The 18,225-nt window shown below is 73.3% G+C and carries 13 protein-coding genes and 1 riboswitch; of the genes, 8 read left to right on the forward strand and 5 right to left on the reverse strand.

Going from position 1 to position 18,225, the window contains the following annotated elements:
- Nucleotides 1-238: 238 nt before the first annotated feature.
- Nucleotides 239-2,905, reverse strand: a complete 2,667-nt coding sequence (locus ACFY0D_RS10580) for a LuxR C-terminal-related transcriptional regulator (protein WP_390797952.1) — start codon at nucleotides 2,903-2,905, stop codon at nucleotides 239-241.
- Nucleotides 2,906-3,086: 181 nt separating this feature from the next.
- Between ACFY0D_RS10580 and ACFY0D_RS10585 the strand changes: the two genes are divergently transcribed.
- Nucleotides 3,087-3,806, forward strand: a complete 720-nt coding sequence (locus ACFY0D_RS10585) for a ZIP family metal transporter (RefSeq protein ID WP_390797953.1) — start codon at nucleotides 3,087-3,089, stop codon at nucleotides 3,804-3,806.
- 29 nt (nucleotides 3,807-3,835) lie between these two features.
- On the opposite strand, the gene ACFY0D_RS10590 is transcribed toward ACFY0D_RS10585, so the two are convergent.
- Complete coding sequence (locus tag ACFY0D_RS10590) at nucleotides 3,836-5,320, reverse strand: S1 RNA-binding domain-containing protein (RefSeq protein ID WP_390797954.1); 1,485 nt, start codon at nucleotides 5,318-5,320, stop codon at nucleotides 3,836-3,838.
- Between the two features lie 90 nt (nucleotides 5,321-5,410).
- Between ACFY0D_RS10590 and ACFY0D_RS10595 the strand changes: the two genes are divergently transcribed.
- Nucleotides 5,411-6,343 (forward strand): aminoglycoside phosphotransferase family protein, encoded by a 933-nt coding sequence (locus ACFY0D_RS10595; RefSeq protein WP_390797955.1) that lies wholly within the window; start codon nucleotides 5,411-5,413, stop codon nucleotides 6,341-6,343.
- Nucleotides 6,344-6,469: 126 nt separating this feature from the next.
- Here the strand turns inward: ACFY0D_RS10595 and ACFY0D_RS10600 are convergent, their stop codons facing one another.
- The 3 genes from ACFY0D_RS10600 to aceA all read right to left on the reverse strand — a co-directional run bounded on the left by ACFY0D_RS10600 (nucleotide 6,470) and on the right by aceA (nucleotide 10,309).
- Nucleotides 6,470-7,348, reverse strand: coding sequence for a 3-hydroxybutyryl-CoA dehydrogenase (locus tag ACFY0D_RS10600; protein ID WP_390797956.1), 879 nt, complete (start codon nucleotides 7,346-7,348; stop codon nucleotides 6,470-6,472).
- A complete protein-coding gene (aceB, locus tag ACFY0D_RS10605; RefSeq protein WP_390797957.1) occupies nucleotides 7,345-8,937 on the reverse strand; it encodes a malate synthase A in 1,593 nt (530 codons plus the stop codon). The genes ACFY0D_RS10600 and aceB overlap by 4 nt, the downstream gene beginning before the upstream one ends.
- Before the next feature lie 85 nt (nucleotides 8,938-9,022).
- Nucleotides 9,023-10,309 (reverse strand): isocitrate lyase, encoded by a 1,287-nt coding sequence (gene aceA, locus ACFY0D_RS10610; protein WP_351155559.1) that lies wholly within the window; start codon nucleotides 10,307-10,309, stop codon nucleotides 9,023-9,025.
- Between the two features lie 432 nt (nucleotides 10,310-10,741).
- Between aceA and ACFY0D_RS10615 the strand changes: the two genes are divergently transcribed.
- From ACFY0D_RS10615 to ACFY0D_RS10640, 6 genes are all read left to right on the forward strand, one after another.
- Nucleotides 10,742-12,157 carry a short-chain fatty acyl-CoA regulator family protein gene (locus ACFY0D_RS10615; protein ID WP_390797958.1) on the forward strand — a complete coding sequence of 472 codons (1,416 nt, stop codon included), beginning with the start codon at nucleotides 10,742-10,744 and terminating at the stop codon, nucleotides 12,155-12,157.
- Nucleotides 12,158-12,249: 92 nt separating this feature from the next.
- Nucleotides 12,250-12,436, forward strand: a riboswitch (cobalamin riboswitch).
- Between the two features lie 204 nt (nucleotides 12,437-12,640).
- The gene (locus ACFY0D_RS10620) at nucleotides 12,641-14,140 is read left to right on the forward strand and encodes a CoA-acylating methylmalonate-semialdehyde dehydrogenase (protein ID WP_390797959.1); all 1,500 of its coding nucleotides are present in this window, start codon (nucleotides 12,641-12,643) and stop codon (nucleotides 14,138-14,140) included.
- Entirely contained in the window at nucleotides 14,137-15,291 is a 1,155-nt protein-coding gene (locus tag ACFY0D_RS10625) for an acyl-CoA dehydrogenase family protein (RefSeq protein WP_390797960.1), read from the forward strand. Before ACFY0D_RS10620 ends, ACFY0D_RS10625 begins: the two co-directional genes overlap by 4 nt.
- On the forward strand, nucleotides 15,288-16,385 hold the full coding sequence (locus tag ACFY0D_RS10630) for an enoyl-CoA hydratase/isomerase family protein (RefSeq protein WP_390797961.1): 1,098 nt from the start codon (nucleotides 15,288-15,290) through the stop codon (nucleotides 16,383-16,385). The genes ACFY0D_RS10625 and ACFY0D_RS10630 overlap by 4 nt, the downstream gene beginning before the upstream one ends.
- Nucleotides 16,382-17,284 carry a 3-hydroxyisobutyrate dehydrogenase gene (gene mmsB / locus ACFY0D_RS10635; RefSeq protein WP_390797962.1) on the forward strand — a complete coding sequence of 301 codons (903 nt, stop codon included), beginning with the start codon at nucleotides 16,382-16,384 and terminating at the stop codon, nucleotides 17,282-17,284. The genes ACFY0D_RS10630 and mmsB overlap by 4 nt, the downstream gene beginning before the upstream one ends.
- Nucleotides 17,281-18,054: an enoyl-CoA hydratase gene (locus tag ACFY0D_RS10640; protein WP_390797963.1), complete on the forward strand. Its 774-nt coding sequence runs from the start codon at nucleotides 17,281-17,283 to the stop codon at nucleotides 18,052-18,054. The genes mmsB and ACFY0D_RS10640 overlap by 4 nt, the downstream gene beginning before the upstream one ends.
- The last annotated feature ends 171 nt before the right edge of the window (nucleotides 18,055-18,225 follow it).

An 18,225-nucleotide genomic window follows, 5' to 3' on the forward strand; every position in this document is an offset into this window, starting at 1 on the left:
GAGGGCAATGCGGCGCGGCATCCCCCCCCCCCCCCCCGCGGCACACACGGCCGCGGCCCCGGGGGGGGGGGGGGGGGGGGGGTTTCCCCCGCGGCGGGGGGGGGGGGCCCCCCCCCCCCAACCCACCCCCCAGGGCCGGGCCGCTTCCGGCCTTCCCCTGCCATCGTCGGCCCTCTGCCCGGCGCTCGGCATCGCCCGGTGCGGGCGAGACACGCGTTCGCGGCGGCCGGCTCGCGGCTCAGAGCATCCCGAGGTCCTGCGCCCGGTGGACGGCCTCGCTGCGCCGGGTGACGCAGAGCTTGCGGTAGATGCTCTTCAGGTGGGTCTTGACCGTGTTGGCCGACACGTACAGCTCGGCCGCGATCTCCTCCGTGGACAGCAGCTCCGCGGCCTTGCGCAGCACCTCGGTCTCCCGCGCGCTCAGCGGCTCCACCACCGGCGACTGCCCGTCGCCCTGCGCCGCGCGCACCGTACGGGCCGGGGCGCGGGGGGTCAGCCAGCCGTGCGACCGCGCCAGTCGCGGGTCCCCGCGCAGGATCCGGCGCACCCACGGACCGCTCTCGGCGAACATCCGGCGCAGTTCCTCGGGGCGGGCGAGGGCCAGCGCCTCACCGAGGCGCCGGTGCGCCTCCTGGGAGTCGCCGTCCGCCGCGGCGATCCGGGCGTGGAGCAGGCACGCGTGGGCCCGTACCGGGGTGGCGACCGCGTCGTCTCCCGCTACGTCCGCCAGCGCCCCCGCCGCGCACGCGCCGCGGCCGGCGGCCAGCAGGGCCCGGGCCCGGGCCACCGCGTGCTCCGGCCGGCCGCTGTCCGGGGCCTCCACCGCGTCCAGGACCCGCAGGGCCGTGTCGGCGTCGTCGCGTGCGAGGTGTACGCCCGACTCGGCCACGGCCAGCTCGTCCGCCGCCCAGGCGGGCAGTCCCTGCGGGTCCACCGCGCGCAGGACGGCGAGCGCGGCGTCCCCGTCGCCCTCGGCCGCCGCGATCCGGGCTGCGATGACGGCGGCCCGGGCGGCGGTCGCGGGGTCCGGGCGCGGCCCCGGCGCCGCAGTGGCCAGGTCGAGGTGGCGGCGGGCGGCCGGCAGGTCGTCCTGCTCGACGGCCACGCCCGCCAGGACGAGGTGGTCGGTCCCGGCCCGGCGCCCGGGCGGCAGGGCGGACCGCTCGGCGACGGCGAGCGAGGCACGGGCGTGTTCGGCCGCCTGCCGCAACCGGCCGCGCAGCAGTTCGGTCAGGGCCAGAGAGCCGAGCGCACCGCAGAGCGCGGATTCCGTGCCCGGCGGCCCGCACGCGGCGACGGCGGCCGTGAGGGTGGATTCGGCCCGGTCCAGGCGGCCCGCGCCCAGCTCGACGGCGCCGAGGTGCGCCAGTAGCAGGGCGCGGATCTCGGGGCGTTCGGCGAGCAGGTGCGGCGGCAGCTCCCGCAGCAGCCGGTCGGCCTCGGCGGCGGCCCGTTCGGTGACCGTCACGTCGTCGGCCGGCCGGCCGGCGAGTACGCCGAGGAAGGCGCGGCCGAACCGCACCGCCGTGCCGCAGGACTCCGCGCGGGAGGCGTCCGTGGGGGATGCGTCCGCCAGGACGGTGTCCGCCCGCCGCAGTCCGGCCTCGCATCCGGGCAGGTCCTGTTCGGCCAGCCGGCAGGCCGCGTCGACCAGTGCGGGCGCCACTCCGGTCGTCCCGGTCGGCATCCCGGCGAAGGCCCGGCCCAGCCGGTCCGCCTCCAGGCCCGTGAGGAGGCGGCCGATCGCCAGGTTGTCGACCAGCTGCGCCGCCGCGAACTGCCAGTCCCCGGCGGCGGCGCCCTGGAGCACCGCCTCCGTGAGCCGCCCGGTCCGGGCGAGCCAGCGCGCCGCACGGCCGTGGAGCTGCGGTTCCAGCCCGGGGCAGCGTTGCCGCAGGTGCGCGCGCAGGACCTCGGCGAACAGCGGGTGCAGCCGGTACCAGGCCGAGGCGTCGATCTGCTCCAGGAACGCGTTGTCGCGGGCCAGCCCCGCCAGGGTCCGTGCCCCGTCGTCCCGGCCGGTCAGGGCGTCCGCGAGATCCGGGTGGACGCGGTCCGTGACGCAGACGCGCAGCAGCAGGTCCTGGGTGGGCGGTGGCTGCGCGTCGAGGACCTCGGTGAGGAGGTAGTCGGCGATCGTGGTGCGGTCGGCCGCGAACTGGCGCAGGAACGCCTCCGGGTCGGCGCTGCGCTGCATCGCCAGGGCGCACAGGCGTACTCCGGCCGCCCATCCCTCGGTCCGCTCCATCAGCAGGCGGATTCCGGCGGGTGAGATGTCCAGCCGGTGCTCGCTCAGCAGCGCGTCGGCGTCCGCGTGGGTGAATCGGAGGTCGGCGTGCCGGATCTCCGTGATCTCGCCGGCCGCCCGGTAGCGGTGCAGCGGCAGCAGGGTGTCCGACCGGCTGGTGAGCACGATGCGCAGGCCGCCGGCCGCGTGCCGGAGTACGAAGTCCAGTCCCTCGGTCGTCGCGGGCGGCTGGGCGGTGTCGAACTGGTCGAGCACGAGGACCGCGGGCTGCGCTGACGCGGCCAGCCCGTCCGCCAGACGCACCAGGAACGACCGGGTCACCCCTTCGGCGCGGGTCGGCCTGCCCACCGCGCCCGGCAGTGCCACCCCGCCCCGGTGGAGGGCCTCCAGGACGTACGCCCAGAAGGCGCCGGGGGCGTCGTCGGGTTCGACGGTGAGCCACATGGGGGGACGCGGCGCGCGTCCGTCGGCCGCCCATTGGGCGGTGAGCACCGTCTTGCCCGATCCGGCCGGACCGTTGACGAGGGTGAGTGGCCCCTGCGCCCCGGCCGTCAGGCGCCCCAGCAGCTCGGGCCGGTGGACCAGCAGCTTCGGCACGGCCGGGGGCGCGAACCTGGCCGTGAGCATGGGGTCGCCGGTCGGGGCACGGTGGTCCATGGAGGTCACCGGGGTTCCCGCGGCGGTACGGACTGTGATCGGCCCACGGTCACCACTGAAGCGGTGATCAGTGGTGATCACCAGTTGTGTCACCTGGTACGGGGGATGTCGGGGCGGACGGCGGCCCGGAGCATGGGCACCGGTCGCCTTCCCCACGCGGGACGGCCGTCCAGGAGGTCCGATGAACGCTCTCGCGGCGGCCGGATGGGGTGCTCTCGCGGCATTCTCCCTGGTCATCGGCGCCTGGCTGGCGCTGCGCTACCGTCCGTCGCCGAAGGCGACCGGACTGGTCCTGGGTTTCGGCGCGGGAGCGCTGATCGCGGCCGTGGCGTACGAGCTCGTGCCCAGGGAGCGCTTCGAGAGCGCCTGGGACTTCCTGGCCGTCGGCGTCGGCGCCCTGACCTTCTTCCTCCTCGACGGAGCCCTCGCGCAGAAGGCCACGGCGCAGCGGTCGGCCGGGAGCGCGCACAACGCGAACCGCTCCATCGTGCTCGGTGCCCTGCTCGACGGGATACCCGAGTCGCTGGTGCTGGGGATGGGCCTGGCCGCAGGCGGCTCGATCAGCGTCCCTTTCCTTGCGGCGGTGTTCCTGTCGAACCTCCCGGAGAGCCTCGGCGCCACCGCGGGCATGCGGGAGGAGGGCCGGCAGCCGGGTGTGGTGTACCGGATCTGGTGGGGCATCACCGCGATCTCGGGCGCGTGCGCCGCGCTGGGGTACGGGCTGGTGGGGTTCGTTCCCGGCACCGAGGGCCGGCTGGTGCAGGCGTTCGCGGCCGGGGCGGTCCTGACCATGCTCGCGAACTCGATGATGCCGGAGGCCTTCGAACTGGGCGGCAGGCTCGCCGGCCTGTCGACCGTGCTCGGCTTCGCGGCCGCGGGTGCCCTCTCCCTCCTGGAGTGACGCGCCGCCGGCGGCCGCTCGCTCAGGCTTCAGGCCTCGGGGGCCGGGGAAAGGCTGATCCGGCGCCGCTCCAGGTCCACGGCGAGCAGGGTGACGCGTACGTCGTCCCCTGCCTCGAAGGTCCTGCCGGAGAGCTCGGTCTCGTGGACCAGGCCCTCGACGCCCGGTGCGATGCGCACGAACACACCGAACGGAATGATCTTGGTGACGGTGCCGGGGAGAGTGTCGCCGATCCGGAGGGCTTCGGCGAAGGCGCGCCAGGGGTCCGGGTGCAGTGCTCTGACGGACAGGCCCACGCGCTCCCGCCCCAGGTCGACGTGGAGGACCTCCGCGCGGATCCGCCGTCCGATCGGGGCCACCTCGTCCACGTCCTCGAAGTACTCCCAGGACATTTCGGGGACCCGCAGGAAGCCCAGGGGCCATCCCCGCTCGTGTTCCAGGTCCAGGTGCACGTGTACGCCGACGTCGTCCAGGCCGCTCGCCACGGTGCCGGTCACCACGTCCCCGGTCCGCAGCGAGGCGAGCAGGGTGCGCCGTTCGTCGGCGGGGGTGCGATTGGTACGCCAGCGTGCCCGTACGACGCCGTCGGCGTCCGGCAGCACTCCGGCGAGCAGGGGCCGGCGATCGGCCGGTGCCAGCGGGACCAGGCCGGCCCGGCTCCCCGGACCACTCCCGATCATCGGGTAGGCGATGTCGGTGCGGCCCATCCACGGCTCGGCGAGGCGCGCCCAGGGGATCCCGTCGGGATGCTGCTGGACGAGGAGTTCGAGCCGTCGCGAGCGCAGGACGGCGGCGCGGACCGCCTCGATGTCGTCGGTCAGGTCCGGCCAGACCGCCAGCCGGGCCCGCGGGGTCAACAGCTCCCGTACCCGGGTGATCTCGGCGGCTGTGGCCGGCCGGTGCCAGCGATGGGCGCCGGCGACGTACCGCTCCTCGACCAGTACCCCGCCGCGCTCGGCGACCAGGCGGTGGACCGCCGTCCAGAAAGCCGCGTCCGCGGGCGGCTGGGGGTCGGTCTCGTCGAGGGCGGGGTCGTACGGGGAGCGTTCGACCGGTTCGACGGTCAGCCCCGATCGTCGGGCGTGTGCCACGGCCTCCTCGTACGGCCTCGCGCCCCCGATGTAGAGGTCGTGCCGTTCCCCGACGTGGAGGAAGAACCCTCCTTCGGTGTACAGCCGGCACCAGGGGCCCTGACGCAGCAGCATGGCCCGCAGCAGTTCCAGGCCGGTGTCGAACGGCACGCGCGCGCCGTCGTGGAAACCGGACGGTGGGAGCGGGCCGGACGGGCCGGGCCTGCCGGTGGGGAACAGCCCCGCCGGCTCCGGGGCGCTCGGGGCCGATCGGGACCGGAAGGAGAAGAACCCCCGCGCCATCGGGTTGTCGATCGTCAGCCGGTCGGTGCCGGCCTCCGGGGCGAAGCGGCGCGCCGCGGCGACGAATGTCTCGGCCACCTGCTCCCGGACGGCGAAGGGGACGGCCGCACCCGGGGTGAGCCGGTAGGTGAAGGGCGGCATCTCAGCGCGCCCGGCGGCTCGAAGTCGCCCCGAGGGCCGGTCTCGGACGGACAGAAAGCTGGATCATGCGGCCCAGCGTAGGGTACCGGGATGATCGAGACACCAGAGGCGTTCACGCACTGCACCGTCGAGCGCGAGGGAGCGGCCGGAGCCGCATGGCTCGCCGAACTGCCGGGGATCGTGGATGAGTTACTGGCACGCTGGGAGTGCGTACCGGACGGTGAGGTCATGCACGGGGGTGTCGCAGTCATCGTCCCGGTACTGCGGCGGGACGCGGTACCGGCCGTGCTGAAGGTCTCCTTCCCGCATCCCGGCAACGTCCACGAGCCGGACGCGTTCGAGGCGTGGGGCGGGCGTGGAGCCGTCCTGCTGTACGAGCGCGACGACGAGCGTTTCGCGATGCTGCTGGAGCGGGTCCGGACGGCGACGCTGGAGGGGGTCGAGGACGGGGACGAGGTGGTGACGGTGGCGGGGCGGCTCAGCCGCCGGCTGGCCGTCCCGGCGCCGGCCGGCCTGCCCCGGCTGCGGGAGCAGGCCGACTCCTGGGAGGAGCAACTACGTCGGGACGAGAAGGAGTTGACGCACACCATGCCGCGGTACGTGGTGGACGCGGCGGTGGCGACCGTCCGCGAACTGGGGCGCACCCAGCCGGACGTCCTGATCCACGGCGACCTCCACGCCCGGAACATCCTGCGGGCGGACCGCGAGCCGTGGCTCGCGGTCGATCCCAAGGGCTACGTGGGCGATCCCGCCTACGACGGCGGCACGCTGCTCAAGACGCGTGCGTTGTCCCTCCTGGGAGCCGAGGACCTCGGCAAGGCGGTCCACCGCACGCTGGACCTCTACGTCGAGGCCGCGGAACTCGATCGCGAGCGCGTCCGGCGCTGGGCTCAACTCCATGCCGTTCAGGCTGCGTTCTGGGGCCGTCGGCACGGCTTCCGGGTCGCCCGCAGCGGCCCGCTGCTCGACTGGATCACGGAATTCGCCGACGACCTCGCGCAGTTGCTGACGCGACCCGCCTGATCGCGACCCGCCGGCCCCTCACTCCCGTACGCGGTGCGGCGCGGGTGCGGCGACACCACTCGCCCCACCCGCGCCGTTCCCGTGCGTCTCCGGCGCACCCTCTGCCCTGGAGACCGCCGGGGCCCCTCAGCCCCGGCCGTATGTGTGGAACCCTCGGCCGCTCTTGCGGCCGAGCAGACCCGCCTGCACCATCCGCTGCAGCAGCGGAGGCGGCGCGTACAGGGGTTCCTTGAACTCCTCGTAGAGGGATTCCGCGATGGCCGCGACGGTGTCCAGGCCGATCAGGTCGGCGAGTTTGAGCGGGCCCATCGGGTGGGCGCAGCCCAGCTCCATTCCGGCGTCGACGTCCTCGGGGGCGGCGAACCCGGATTCGGCCATGCGGATGGCCGAGAGGAGGTAGGGGATCAGCAGTGCGTTGACCACGAAGCCGGCCCGGTCCTGGGAACGGACGGTGGTCTTGCCCAGGGCGTCGCGGGCGAAGGCCTCCACGGCGTCGAGGGTGTCGCGCGAGGTGTGGAGGGAGGAGACGACCTCCACGAGCGGCAGGACGGGGACGGGGTTGAAGAAGTGCAGGCCCACGACCCGGTCGGCGCGGCCGGTGGCCATGCCCAGGCGCATGATCGGGATGGCCGAGGTGTTCGTGGCGAGGATCGCCTCCGGGTCCGCCACGATCTTGTCGAGGCCGGCGAAGACCTCGATCTTGGCCTCGGGGTTCTCGGTGACGGCCTCGACGACGAGCTGCCGGTCGGCGAGGTCCTCCAGGTCGCCGGTGAAGACGAGCCGGGCCAGGGCGTCCTCGGCGGAGATCCGGTCCAGTTTGCCGCGCTGCACGGCCCGTTCGAGGGAGACGGCGACGCGCTCCCGGGCGGCCCGGGCGGCGGCGGCGTCCGACTCGGCGACGACGGTGTCGAGGCCGGCGCGGGCGCACACCTCGGCGATGCCGGCGCCCATCTGGCCGCCGCCGACGATACCGACCCGGTGGATCGGGGCGATCGACGTGGTCATCGGCGGTTCTCCGTCCGGCTCACGAGGTGGCGGGTGTAGGCCTCGGGGGTGAAGAAGGCGGGCAGGCGGGGGGTGAGCGCGGTGTTCACGAAGACGTCCCGGGCCTCGGCGACCCGGGCCCGCGGGTTCTCCTCCTCCAGTGCCGCGCATTCGGCGTCGAGGAGGTCGAGGACCGCCGCCCGGTCGGCCTGGTCGTGGCGCAGCCACTGCCAGATCTGGACGCGGGCGATCTCGGCGGTCGCGGCGTCCTCCATCAGGCCGTACAGGGCCACGGCGCCGCTGCCGCGCAGCCAGGCGTCGAAGTAGCGCAGGGCCACGGCGACGTTCGAGCGGATGCCCTCCCGTGTGGGGGGTGCGGCGATCCGGCGTACGGACAGCAGGTCGGCGGCCGTGATCTCGACGTCCTCCCGGGTGCGGTCCAGCTGGTTCGGCCGCTCCCCCAGGACTCCGTCGAAGACCTCGCGACAGACGGGGACCAGTCCTGGGTGGGCCACCCAGGAGCCGTCGAAGCCGTCCTCGGCCTCCCGCTCCTTGTCGAGGCGGACCTTGGCGAGGGCGGCGGCGTTCGCCTCCGCGTCCCGGCTGGGGACGTGGGCGGCCATCCCGCCGATGGCCTGGGCGCCGCGGCGGTGGCAGGTGCGGACGAGCAGTTCGGTGTAGGCCCGCATGAAGGGGGCGGTCATGGTGACCTTGGCCCGGTCGGGCAGCTGGAAGTCGGTGCGGTGGCCGAAGGTCTTGATCAGGCTGAAGAGGTAGTCCCAGCGGCCCGCGTTCAGCCCCGCGCCGTGCTCGCGCAGCTCGTGGAGGATCTCCTCCATCTCGAAGGCGGCGGTGATCGTCTCGATGAGGACGGTGGCGCGGACGGTGCCGCGGGGGATGCCGAGCAGTTCCTGGGCGAGGAGGAAGACGTCGTTCCACAGGCGCGCCTCGTACCGGTTCTCCAGCTTGGGCAGGTAGAAGTACGGGCCGTGGCCGGCGTCGATCTGCCGCTGGGCGCAGTGGAAGAAGTACAGGCCGAAGTCGACGAGGGACGCGGACAGGGGCCGGCCGTCGATCTCCAGGTGCTCTTCGAGGAGGTGCCAGCCGCGCGGCCGGACCATGATGGTCGCGAGCTGCTCGCCGAGGCGGTACTCCTTGCCCTCCGGGGTGGTGAAGTCGATGCGCCGTTCGATGGCGTCGAGCAGGGTCAGCTGGCCGCCGATGACGTTGGTCCAGGTCGGGGCGGTGGCGTCCTCGAAGTCGGCCATCCAGACCTTGGCACCGGAGTTCAGGGCGTTCACGGCCATCCGCCGCTCGGGCGGGCCGGTGATCTCGACGCGGCGGTCGGTGAGGCCGGGCGCGGGCGGGGCGACACGCCAGTGCGGGTCCTCGCGGAGGGCGCGCGTGGCGAGCGGGAAGTCGAGCGGGGTGCCGCCGGCCAGATGGCCCGAGCGGCGGTGGCGCTCCTTGAGGACCTCCAGGCGGCGGTCCGCGAACGCGGTGTCGAGCCGGCCGATGAACTCCAGGGCCTCGGGGGTCAGGATCTCCTCGTGGCGCTCACCCGGCGCACCGAGGACCTGAACGCTGCTGGTCAGAGGCGAGAGGGGCATGCGGTTCTCCTCAGCGGGGCGGTGGGTGGGGTGCCCGGGGGACTTCCCTCGGGCACCCGTCGGAAGGACTCGGCGCAGAGACGGCCTAGTGGAACTGCTCTTCCTCGGTGGAACCGGAGAGCGCGGTGGTGGAGGAGGCCGGGTTGACGGCGGTGGAGACGAGGTCGAAGTAGCCGGTGCCGACCTCGCGCTGGTGCTTGACGGCGGTGAACCCCTGGGCCTGGGCGGCGAACTCGCGCTCCTGGAGGTCGACGTAGGCGGTCATGCCGTGCTCGGCGTAACCGCGGGCGAGGTCGAACATGCCGTGGTTGAGGGAGTGGAAGCCGGCCAGGGTGATGAACTGGAAGCGGTAGCCCATCGCGCCGAGCTCCCGCTGGAACTTGGCGATCTGGTCGTCGTCCAGCGCGGCCTTCCAGTTGAAGGACGGCGAGCAGTTGTAGGCCAGCATCTGGTCGGGGTACCGGGCGTGGATCGCCTCGGCGAACTCGCGGGCCTGCTCCAGGTCCGGGGTGCCGGTCTCCACCCAGATCAGGTCGGCGTACGGGGCGTAGGCGAGGCCGCGGGCGATGACCGGGGCCATGCCGCCCCGCACGTGGTAGAAGCCTTCGGCGGTGCGCTCGCCCGTGCAGAACTCCGCGTCGCGCTCGTCGACGTCGCTGGTCAGGAGGGTGGCGGCGAGGGCGTCCGTACGGGCGATGATCAGGGTCGGGGTGTCGGCGATGTCGGCCGCCAGGCGGGCCGCGTTGAGGGTGCGGACGTGCTGCGCGGTCGGGACGAGGACCTTGCCGCCGAGGTGGCCGCACTTCTTCTCGGAGGCCAGCTGGTCCTCGTAGTGGATGCCGGCCGCGCCCGCCGCGATCATCGCCTTGGTGAGTTCGAAGGCGTTCAGGGGGCCGCCGAAGCCGGCCTCGGCGTCCGCGACGATCGGCGCGAGCCAGTCCGTCGTGTCGGTGCCGCCCTCGGCGGTGGCGATCTGGTCGGCGCGCAGCAGCGCGTTGTTGATCCGGCGCACCACCTGCGGGACCGAGTTGACGGGGTACAGGCTCTGGTCCGGGTAGGTGTGCCCGGCCTGGTTGGCGTCGGCGGCCACCTGCCAGCCGGAGAGGTAGATCGCCTGGAGTCCGGCCCGCACCTGCTGGACCGCCTGGCCGCCGGTGAGCGCGCCGAGGGCGTGGATGTAGTCCTGCTCGTGGAGCTGTCGCCACAGCCGCTCGGCGCCGCGCCGGGCCAGGGTGTGCTCCTCGCGGACGCTGCCCGAGAGCCGCACCACGTCCTCGGCCGTGTAGGTGCGCTCGATGCCCGCCCAGCGAGGGTCGTCGGCCCACCGCTGCTTGAGCTGCTCGGCCGCCGCCGTCGTGTTCGCCTCTGCCATGACCGTCACCGTTTCCATCCGTCGCTTGTCTTGCCAATGAGCCGGGACGTGGACCCGACGCATTGGCACTCTGTGCCTGTCCATGAGATGCGGCCGCCGAACCCGGCCATGGGCCGAAGCTGAGCAATGCTGCCGAGCCGCCGGGACGAACTGCCTGGATGGCCGAAATCAGGGCGTGAATCGGGCCAGTCAGCTCTTCCCGGCCACCGTGTCCGGCGGGCCGCAGCACCGACTCTGGCACTGACACCGAGTGCCATCAAGGAAGTACATCTGCCAAACTCTGCGAATCTTCGGCCCCTAAATTGCCAAGGTTGCGAAGCCCGCCGACCGCGAAGATCCCCGTATCCTGGCGACGCGTGTCCGGTGCCTGTCCGGTGCCTGTCCGGTACCTGTCCGGCGCGTGTCCGGCCCGGCAGGCGGCGAGGGAGTGCGGTGAGCAAGACGTACGCGGGAGCGCGGCTGCGACGGCTGCGCGAGGAGCGGCGGATGACCCAGGCCGACCTGGCCCGGGTGCTCGCCATCTCCCCCAGCTACCTCAACCAGATGGAGCACGACTCCCGGCCGCTCACCGTTCCGGTCCTGCTGCGGCTCACCGAGGCCTTCGGTGTGGATCCGGGGTTCTTCTCCGAGCGCGACACCAGCCGGCTGGTCGCCGACCTGCGCGAGGCGCTGGCGAACGAGGTGGCGCAGGCCCGGGTCTCCCCCTCCGACCTGGCCGAACTGGCCACCCGCATGCCCGCCGTCGCCTCGGTCCTGCTGGACCTGGGCCGGCGCAGCCAGCTCCTGGCCGAGCGGCTCGCCGACGCCGCCGACGGCCGGGACGCGGCCGCCGACAGCCCGCGCTCGCCCCACGAGGAGATCCGCGAGTTCTTCTACCGGCGGCAGAACTACCTCCACGACACCGATCTCGCCGCCGAAGGCCTCGCCGCCGAGATCGGCATCCGTCCGGGGGACGTCATCCGCGCGCTGACCCGACGGCTCTGCGACCGGCACGGGATCCGGACGGCCACCGACTCCGACCGGCTGCACCACTACGACCCCGCCGCACGGGTGCTGCACCTGTCGAACCGGCTCCGGCCGGGGCAGCAGGCGTTCCGGATGGCCACCCAGCTGGCGCTGATCGAGTACGGGGACGAGCTGGACCGGCTGGCCGCCGAGGACTTCCCGCCCGGCTCCCCCGTCCACGCCCTCGCGCGGATCGGCATCGCCAACCACTTCGCGGGCGCGCTCATCCTCCCGTACCGCGCCTTCCACGCGGCCGCCGAGGAGTTCCGCTACGACATCGAGCGGCTCACCGACCATTTCGGGATCGGCTACGAGACGGTCTGCCACCGGCTGAGCACCCTGCAGCGGCCCAGGCTGCGCGGGGTGCCCTTCTCCTTCGTCCGGGTGGACCGGGCCGGGAACATGTCCAAGCGGCAGTCGGCGACCGGATTCCACTTCTCCCGCGCGGGCGGCACCTGCCCGCTGTGGAACGTGTACGAGGCCTTCGCCGCGCCCGGCCGCATCCACGTCCAGGTGGCCGCCATGCCCGACGGGCAGCGGTACCTGTGGACCGCCCGGGCCGTCACCCGCCACCGCGGCGGCTGGGGCGAGCCCGGCAAGACCTTCGCGATCGGGCTCGGCTGCGAGATCCGGCACGCCTCGCGGCTCGTGTACGCCGACGGGCTCGACCTCGACAACACGGCGGCCGCCACGCCCATCGGCATGGGCTGCCGCCTCTGCGAACGCCTCGACTGCCCGCAGCGGGCCGTGCCGCCGCTCGGGCGGGCGCTGGCCGTGGACGAGAACAGCAGCACCTTCATCCCGTACCCGGTGACCAGGAACCCGGCCCCGGCGCGGGGCTGAGCGGGCGTCAGGCAGCGGACGCGGTCGGCGGGCCGCGGGCGGCGCGGCCGGATGCCGAAGCCGCGCGGCGGCGGCTCTGGACTTACTAGGACGTCCAACTATATGTTCGTGGGCACAAGGTCCGCGGTGCAGGGAAGCCGGTGAGAAACCGGCACGGTCCCGCCACTGTGACCGGGGAGTGTGCTGCCATCCACACGCCACTGACGAGGTCTGTCGGGAAGGCGGGCGGCACGCGGGGATCCGGGAGTCAGGATACCGGCCGCGGATGTTCCGTGTTGTCCACGAGGATGGAGCAGACACGCATGGCACCGGTTTGTACCCACGACCCTGGTGATCCGGCGGAGCGCACGCACACCTTCGCGCGCTCATAGGTCGTCTCTTTCGACCTGGTCCCACGACCCTCCCCAGCGGCGCACCCGATCGGGTGCCGTCCGCCGGTCGGCCGTGCCATCCCCGGATCCAACCTGACGAGAGCAGGCACCCATGGTCCGTGAACTCACCCATTTCATCGGCGGCAAGCACACCACCGGATCCTCCGGCCTCTTCACCGACGTGTACGACCCCAACACCGGCGCCGTCCAGGCCCGGGTCCCGCTCGCGGGGCGGGCCGACACCGAGGCCGCCATCGCGAACGCCGAGGAGGCACAGGCCGACTGGGGGCAGTGGAACCCGCAGCGCCGCTCGCGCGTGCTGCTGCGCTTCCTCCAGCTGGTCGAGGGCGAACGGGACTCCCTCGCCCGGCTGTTGTCCTGCGAGCACGGCAAGACCGTCGCCGACGCCCACGGAGACCTGCAACGCGGCCTGGAGGTGGTCGAGTTCGCCGCCGGTGTCCCGCACCTGCTCAAGGGCGAGTTCACCGACAACGCGGGCACCGGGATCGACGTGCATTCCCTGCGCTCGCCGCTGGGCGTGGTCGCCGGGATCACTCCCTTCAACTTCCCCGCGATGATCCCCCTGTGGCAGGCCGCACCGGCCCTGGCCTGCGGTAACTCCTTCATCCTGAAGCCCTCCGAGCGCGACCCCTCCGTACCGCTGCGCCTCGCCGAGCTGTTCCTGGAGGCCGGCCTGCCGCCCGGCGTGCTCAATGTGGTCAACGGCGGCAAGGAGGCCGTCGACACCCTCCTCGAAGACCCGCGCGTGCAGGCCCTCGGCTTCGTCGGCTCCACTCCGATCGCCGCGCACATCTACGCCACCGCCGCGGCCCACGGCAAGCGCGCCCAGTGCTTCGGCGGCGCCAAGAACCACATGATCGTGATGCCCGACGCCGACCTCGACCAGGCCGTGGAGGCCCTCATCGGCGCCGGCTACGGCTCCGCGGGCGAGCGCTGCATGGCCATCGCCGTCGCCGTACCCGTCGGCGAGGAGACCGCGAACGCCCTCGTGGCCAAGCTGACGGAGCGCATCGCCACCCTGCGCGTGGGCCGCTCCGACGACCCCGAGGCCGACTTCGGGCCGCTGGTCAGCCGGGACGCCCTCGACCGGGTGAACCGCTACGTCGGCATCGGAGCCACCGAGGGCGCCGAACTCGTCGTGGACGGGCGCGGGTTCACCCTGCCCGGGCACGAGGACGGGTTCTTCGCCGGAGCGACCCTCTTCGACCGTGTGACCCCGCAGATGCGGATCTACCGCGAGGAGATCTTCGGCCCGGTGCTGTCCGTCGTACGGGCCACCGACTACGAGGAGGCCCTGCGCCTGCCCACCGAGCACCCGTACGGCAACGGCGTCGCGATCTTCACCCGTGACGGGGACACGGCGCGCGACTTCACCCGCCGGGTGGGCGCCGGCATGGTCGGCGTCAACGTGCCGATCCCCGTCCCCGTCGCGTACCACACCTTCGGCGGCTGGAAGCGGTCCGGCTTCGGCGACCTGAACCAGCACGGCCCCGACTCGATCCGCTTCTACACCCGCACCAAGACCGTCACCTCACGCTGGCCCTCCGGGGCGAAGGAGAGCGCGAGCTTCACCATCCCGACGATGGGATGAGCCCGGTGACCCTCACCCTCAGCCCCGATCAGCTCGCCCTCGCCGAGGTCACCCTCGACTTCGCCCAGGAGCAGCTCGGCCCGTACGCCGTCACCTGGGACCAGGACAAACACTTCCCGCTGGACGTGATCCGCAAGGCGGCGGACCTCGGGCTCGGCGGCGTCTACGTCCGCGAGGAGCACGGCGGTTCCGGCCTCAGCCGCAGCGACGGCGTCCTCGTCTTCGAGACCCTCGCCACCGGTTGCCCCTCCATCGCCGGGTACCTCTCCATCCACAACATGGTCGCCTGGATGGTCGACCGGTACGGGGACGCGGACCAGCGGGCCCGCTGGCTCCCCGACCTGTGCTCCGCCCGGTCCCTGGGCAGCTACTGCCTGACCGAACCCGGAGCCGGATCCGACGCGGCCGGGCTGCGCACCCGGGCCGAGCGCACGGACGACGGTTATGTGCTGACCGGGGTCAAGCAGTTCATCTCCGGCGCCGGCGCCTCCGAGGTCTACATCGTCATGGCGCGCACCGGCGGGGAGGGCGCGGGCGGCGTCTCCGCGTTCGTCGTGGAACGCGCGGACGCCGGGGTCTCCTTCGGCCCGAACGAGCGCAAGATGGGCTGGAACGCCCAGCCCACCCGCCAGGTGATCCTCGACGGGGTCCGCGTCCGCGCCGACCGGCGGCTCGGCGCCGAGGGCGACGGTTTCCGCATCGCCATGAACGGGCTCAACGGCGGCCGCCTCGGCATCGCCGCCTGCTCGCTGGGCGGTGCGCAGAGCGCGCTGGACCGCAGCCTCGCGCACCTGGCCGACCGGGAGGCGTTCGGGGCCCGGCTGCTGGACGCCCAGGCCCTGCAGTTCCGGCTCGCGGACATGGCCACCGAGCTGGCCGCGGCCCGCGCCCTGGTCCGCCAGGCCGCCGACGCGCTGGACCGGGGTGACCCGCTGGCCCCGCAGCTGTGCGCGATGGCCAAGCGCTTCGCCACGGACACCGGCTACACGGTCGCCGACCAGGCCCTCCAACTCCACGGGGGTTACGGCTACTTGAGCGAGTACGGCATCGAGAAGATCGTCCGCGACCTTCGGGTCCACCAGATCCTGGAAGGCACCAACGAGGTCATGCGCATCATCGTCGCCCGCGGGCTCACGGAGGCCCTGCGATGAACCACGGAACCCCCGGGGCCCACGACCAGGACCAGGACCACGTGCTCCTGCGGACCGAGGGCCACACCGCCTACATCACCCTCAACCGCCCCAAGGCTCTCAACGCCCTGACCCACTCCATGGTGCTCCGCATCGACGGGGCGCTCGCCGGCTGGCAGCACGACCCGGACGTCGCGGCCGTCGTCATCGAGGGCGCCGGTGAACGCGGCCTGTGCGCGGGCGGTGACATCCGCGCGATCTACGAGGACGCCCGCACGGGCGGCACCGCCTCGGCCGGCTTCTGGCGCGACGAGTACCGGCTCAACGCCCGCATCGCCCGCTACCCCAAGCCGTACGTCGCGCTCATGGACGGCATCGTCATGGGCGGCGGCGTCGGGATCTCGGCCCACGGCACCGTGCGGATCGTCACCGAACGCTCCCGCGTGGCCATGCCCGAGACGGGCATCGGCTTCGTCCCCGACGTCGGCGGCACGTACCTGCTGGCGCTGGCGCCCGGCGAGCTGGGCACCCACCTGGCCCTGACCGGGGCGCCCGCGGGAGCGGCGGACGCCCTGCTCTGCGGGCTCGCCGATCATTTCGTGCCCTCGGAGCTGCTGCCGCGGCTGGCCGCGGACCTGGCGGGGGCCTCCGTACACGAGGTGCTGGAACGGTACGTCGGTCCGGCTCCCGCCGGCGCGCTCGACGGTGACCGCGCATGGATCGACCACTGCTATGCGGCGGACACGGTGGAGGACATCGTGGAGCGCCTGCTCGGCAGCGGTGTCCCGGCGGCGAAGGAGGCCGCGGCCACCCTTGCGGCCAAGTCGCCCACGGCCCTCAAGGTGACCCTGGCCGCCCTGCGCCGGGTGCGTGGACTCGGCCCGCTGGAGCGGGCTCTGGAACAGGAGTACCGGATCTCCTGCGCGGCGCTGTCCTCCCCCGACCTGGTGGAGGGGATCCGCGCGCAGGTGATCGACAAGGACCGCAGCCCCCGCTGGTCACCGCCTTCCCTGGCGGAGGTGGCTCCTGCGGACGTGGAACGGTTCTTCGCCCCGCTCGGCGCGCGCGAACTGGGGCTCACCCATGCGGATTCGACTCAGGAGGTGCCCTGGTGAGCAGGACCGTGGCGTTCGTCGGACTGGGCCACATGGGTGGCCCGATGGCGGCCAACCTGGTGAAGGCCGGACATCGCGTCCTCGGCTTCGACCTGGTGCCGGAGCTGCTGGAAACCGCCGCCGCGACGGGGGTGGAGCCGGCGGTGTCGGCCGCCGCGGCGGCCGCCACGGCCGACGTGGTGATCACCATGCTGCCGGCGGGCGGGCACGTCCTCGCCCTGTACGGGGAGGGCGGACTGCTGGCCGCCGCACGGCCCGGCACCCTGTTCGTCGACTGCTCCACCATCGACGTGGCCGACGCGCGGGCGGCCCACGAGGCCGCCGGGGCCGCCGGCCACCGGTCCCTCGACGCACCCGTCTCGGGCGGGGTGGTCGGCGCGCAGGCGGCGAGCCTCACCTTCATGGCGGGCGGCGGCGCCGAGGAGTTCGCGGCGGCCGAGCCGCTGCTCGGCGCGATGGGCAAGAAGGTTGTGCACTGCGGGACGGCGGGCGCCGGACAGGCCGCGAAGATCTGCAACAACATGATCCTCGCGGTCTCGATGATCGGGGTGAGCGAGGCCTTCGTCCTCGCCGAGAGCCTCGGCCTGGACCACCAGGCCCTCTACGACGTGGCCTCCACCGCCTCCGGCCAGTGCTGGGCCCTCACCGTCAACTGCCCCGTGCCCGGACCGGTTCCGGGCAGCCCCGCCAACCGTGACTACCTTCCCGGCTTCGCCGCACCCCTCATGGCCAAGGACCTCGCCCTGGCGGCGAACGCCCTGCGGGCCGGCGGGGTGGAGGCGCCGCTGGGCCTGAAAGCCGCCGAGCTGTACGCCGACTTCGCCGCGGGCGAGGGCGCCGGCCTCGACTTCTCGGCGATTGTCCACACGCTGCGACCCCGGAACGGAACCCCCGCATGACCTACGAAACCATCCTGCTGGAGCGCAAGGGCCGGGTGGCCGTCCTCACCCTCCACCGGCCGGAGGCCCTCAACGCCCTCAACCTCCAGGTCATGACCGAGGTGGTGGCCGCCGCGGAGGAGCTGGACCGGGACCCGGAGGTCGGCTGCATCGTCCTGACCGGCTCCGCGAAGGCCTTCGCGGCCGGCGCCGACATCAAGGAGATGCGGCCGCGCAGCTATATGGACATGTACCTCTCGGACTGGTTCACGGCGTGGGACCGGCTCGGCCAGGTCCGTACGCCCACCCTCGCGGCGGTCTCCGGCTACGCCCTGGGCGGCGGCTGCGAGCTCGCCATGATGTGCGACATCCTGCTCGCCGCGGACACCGCGAAGTTCGGGCAGCCCGAGATCAGGCTCGGGGTGATCCCGGGGATCGGCGGATCCCAGCGGCTCACCCGGGCCGTCGGCAAGGCCAAGGCCATGGAACTGTGCCTGACGGGCCGCACCATGGACGCGGTCGAGGCCGAAAGGGCCGGCCTGGTCTCCCGGATCGTCCCGGCGGACGAGCTGCTGTCCGAGGCCCTCGCGGTCGCCGAGACCGTCGCCGGGATGTCGAAACCGGTCGCGATGATGGCCAAGGAGGCCGTGAACCGGGCCTTCGAGACCACCCTCACCGAGGGCGTCCGCTTCGAACGCCGGCTGTTCCACGCGGTCTTCGCCACGGCCGACCAGAAGGAGGGCATGTCCGCCTTCGTGGACAAGCGCCCGCCCCGCTTCAGCCACGGCTGAGCGTGCGAAGGCCGGGTACGGCGCGCAGGACCGCGCCGTACCCGGCCTTCGGCCCGCCCACGACGGGCGGCTGCTAGGGCGTGTTGTAAAAGTCCCGCCTGGCTCGCGGCGCCTGGCACCGCGCCTCGCCGCGTTGTCGGAACGCCCGCTTACGTCCAGTAGGCGGGCGAT

It is taken from the genome of Streptomyces sp. NPDC001502, from assembly GCF_042894785.1.
Lineage (GTDB): Bacteria > Actinomycetota > Actinomycetes > Streptomycetales > Streptomycetaceae > Streptomyces > Streptomyces kutzneri.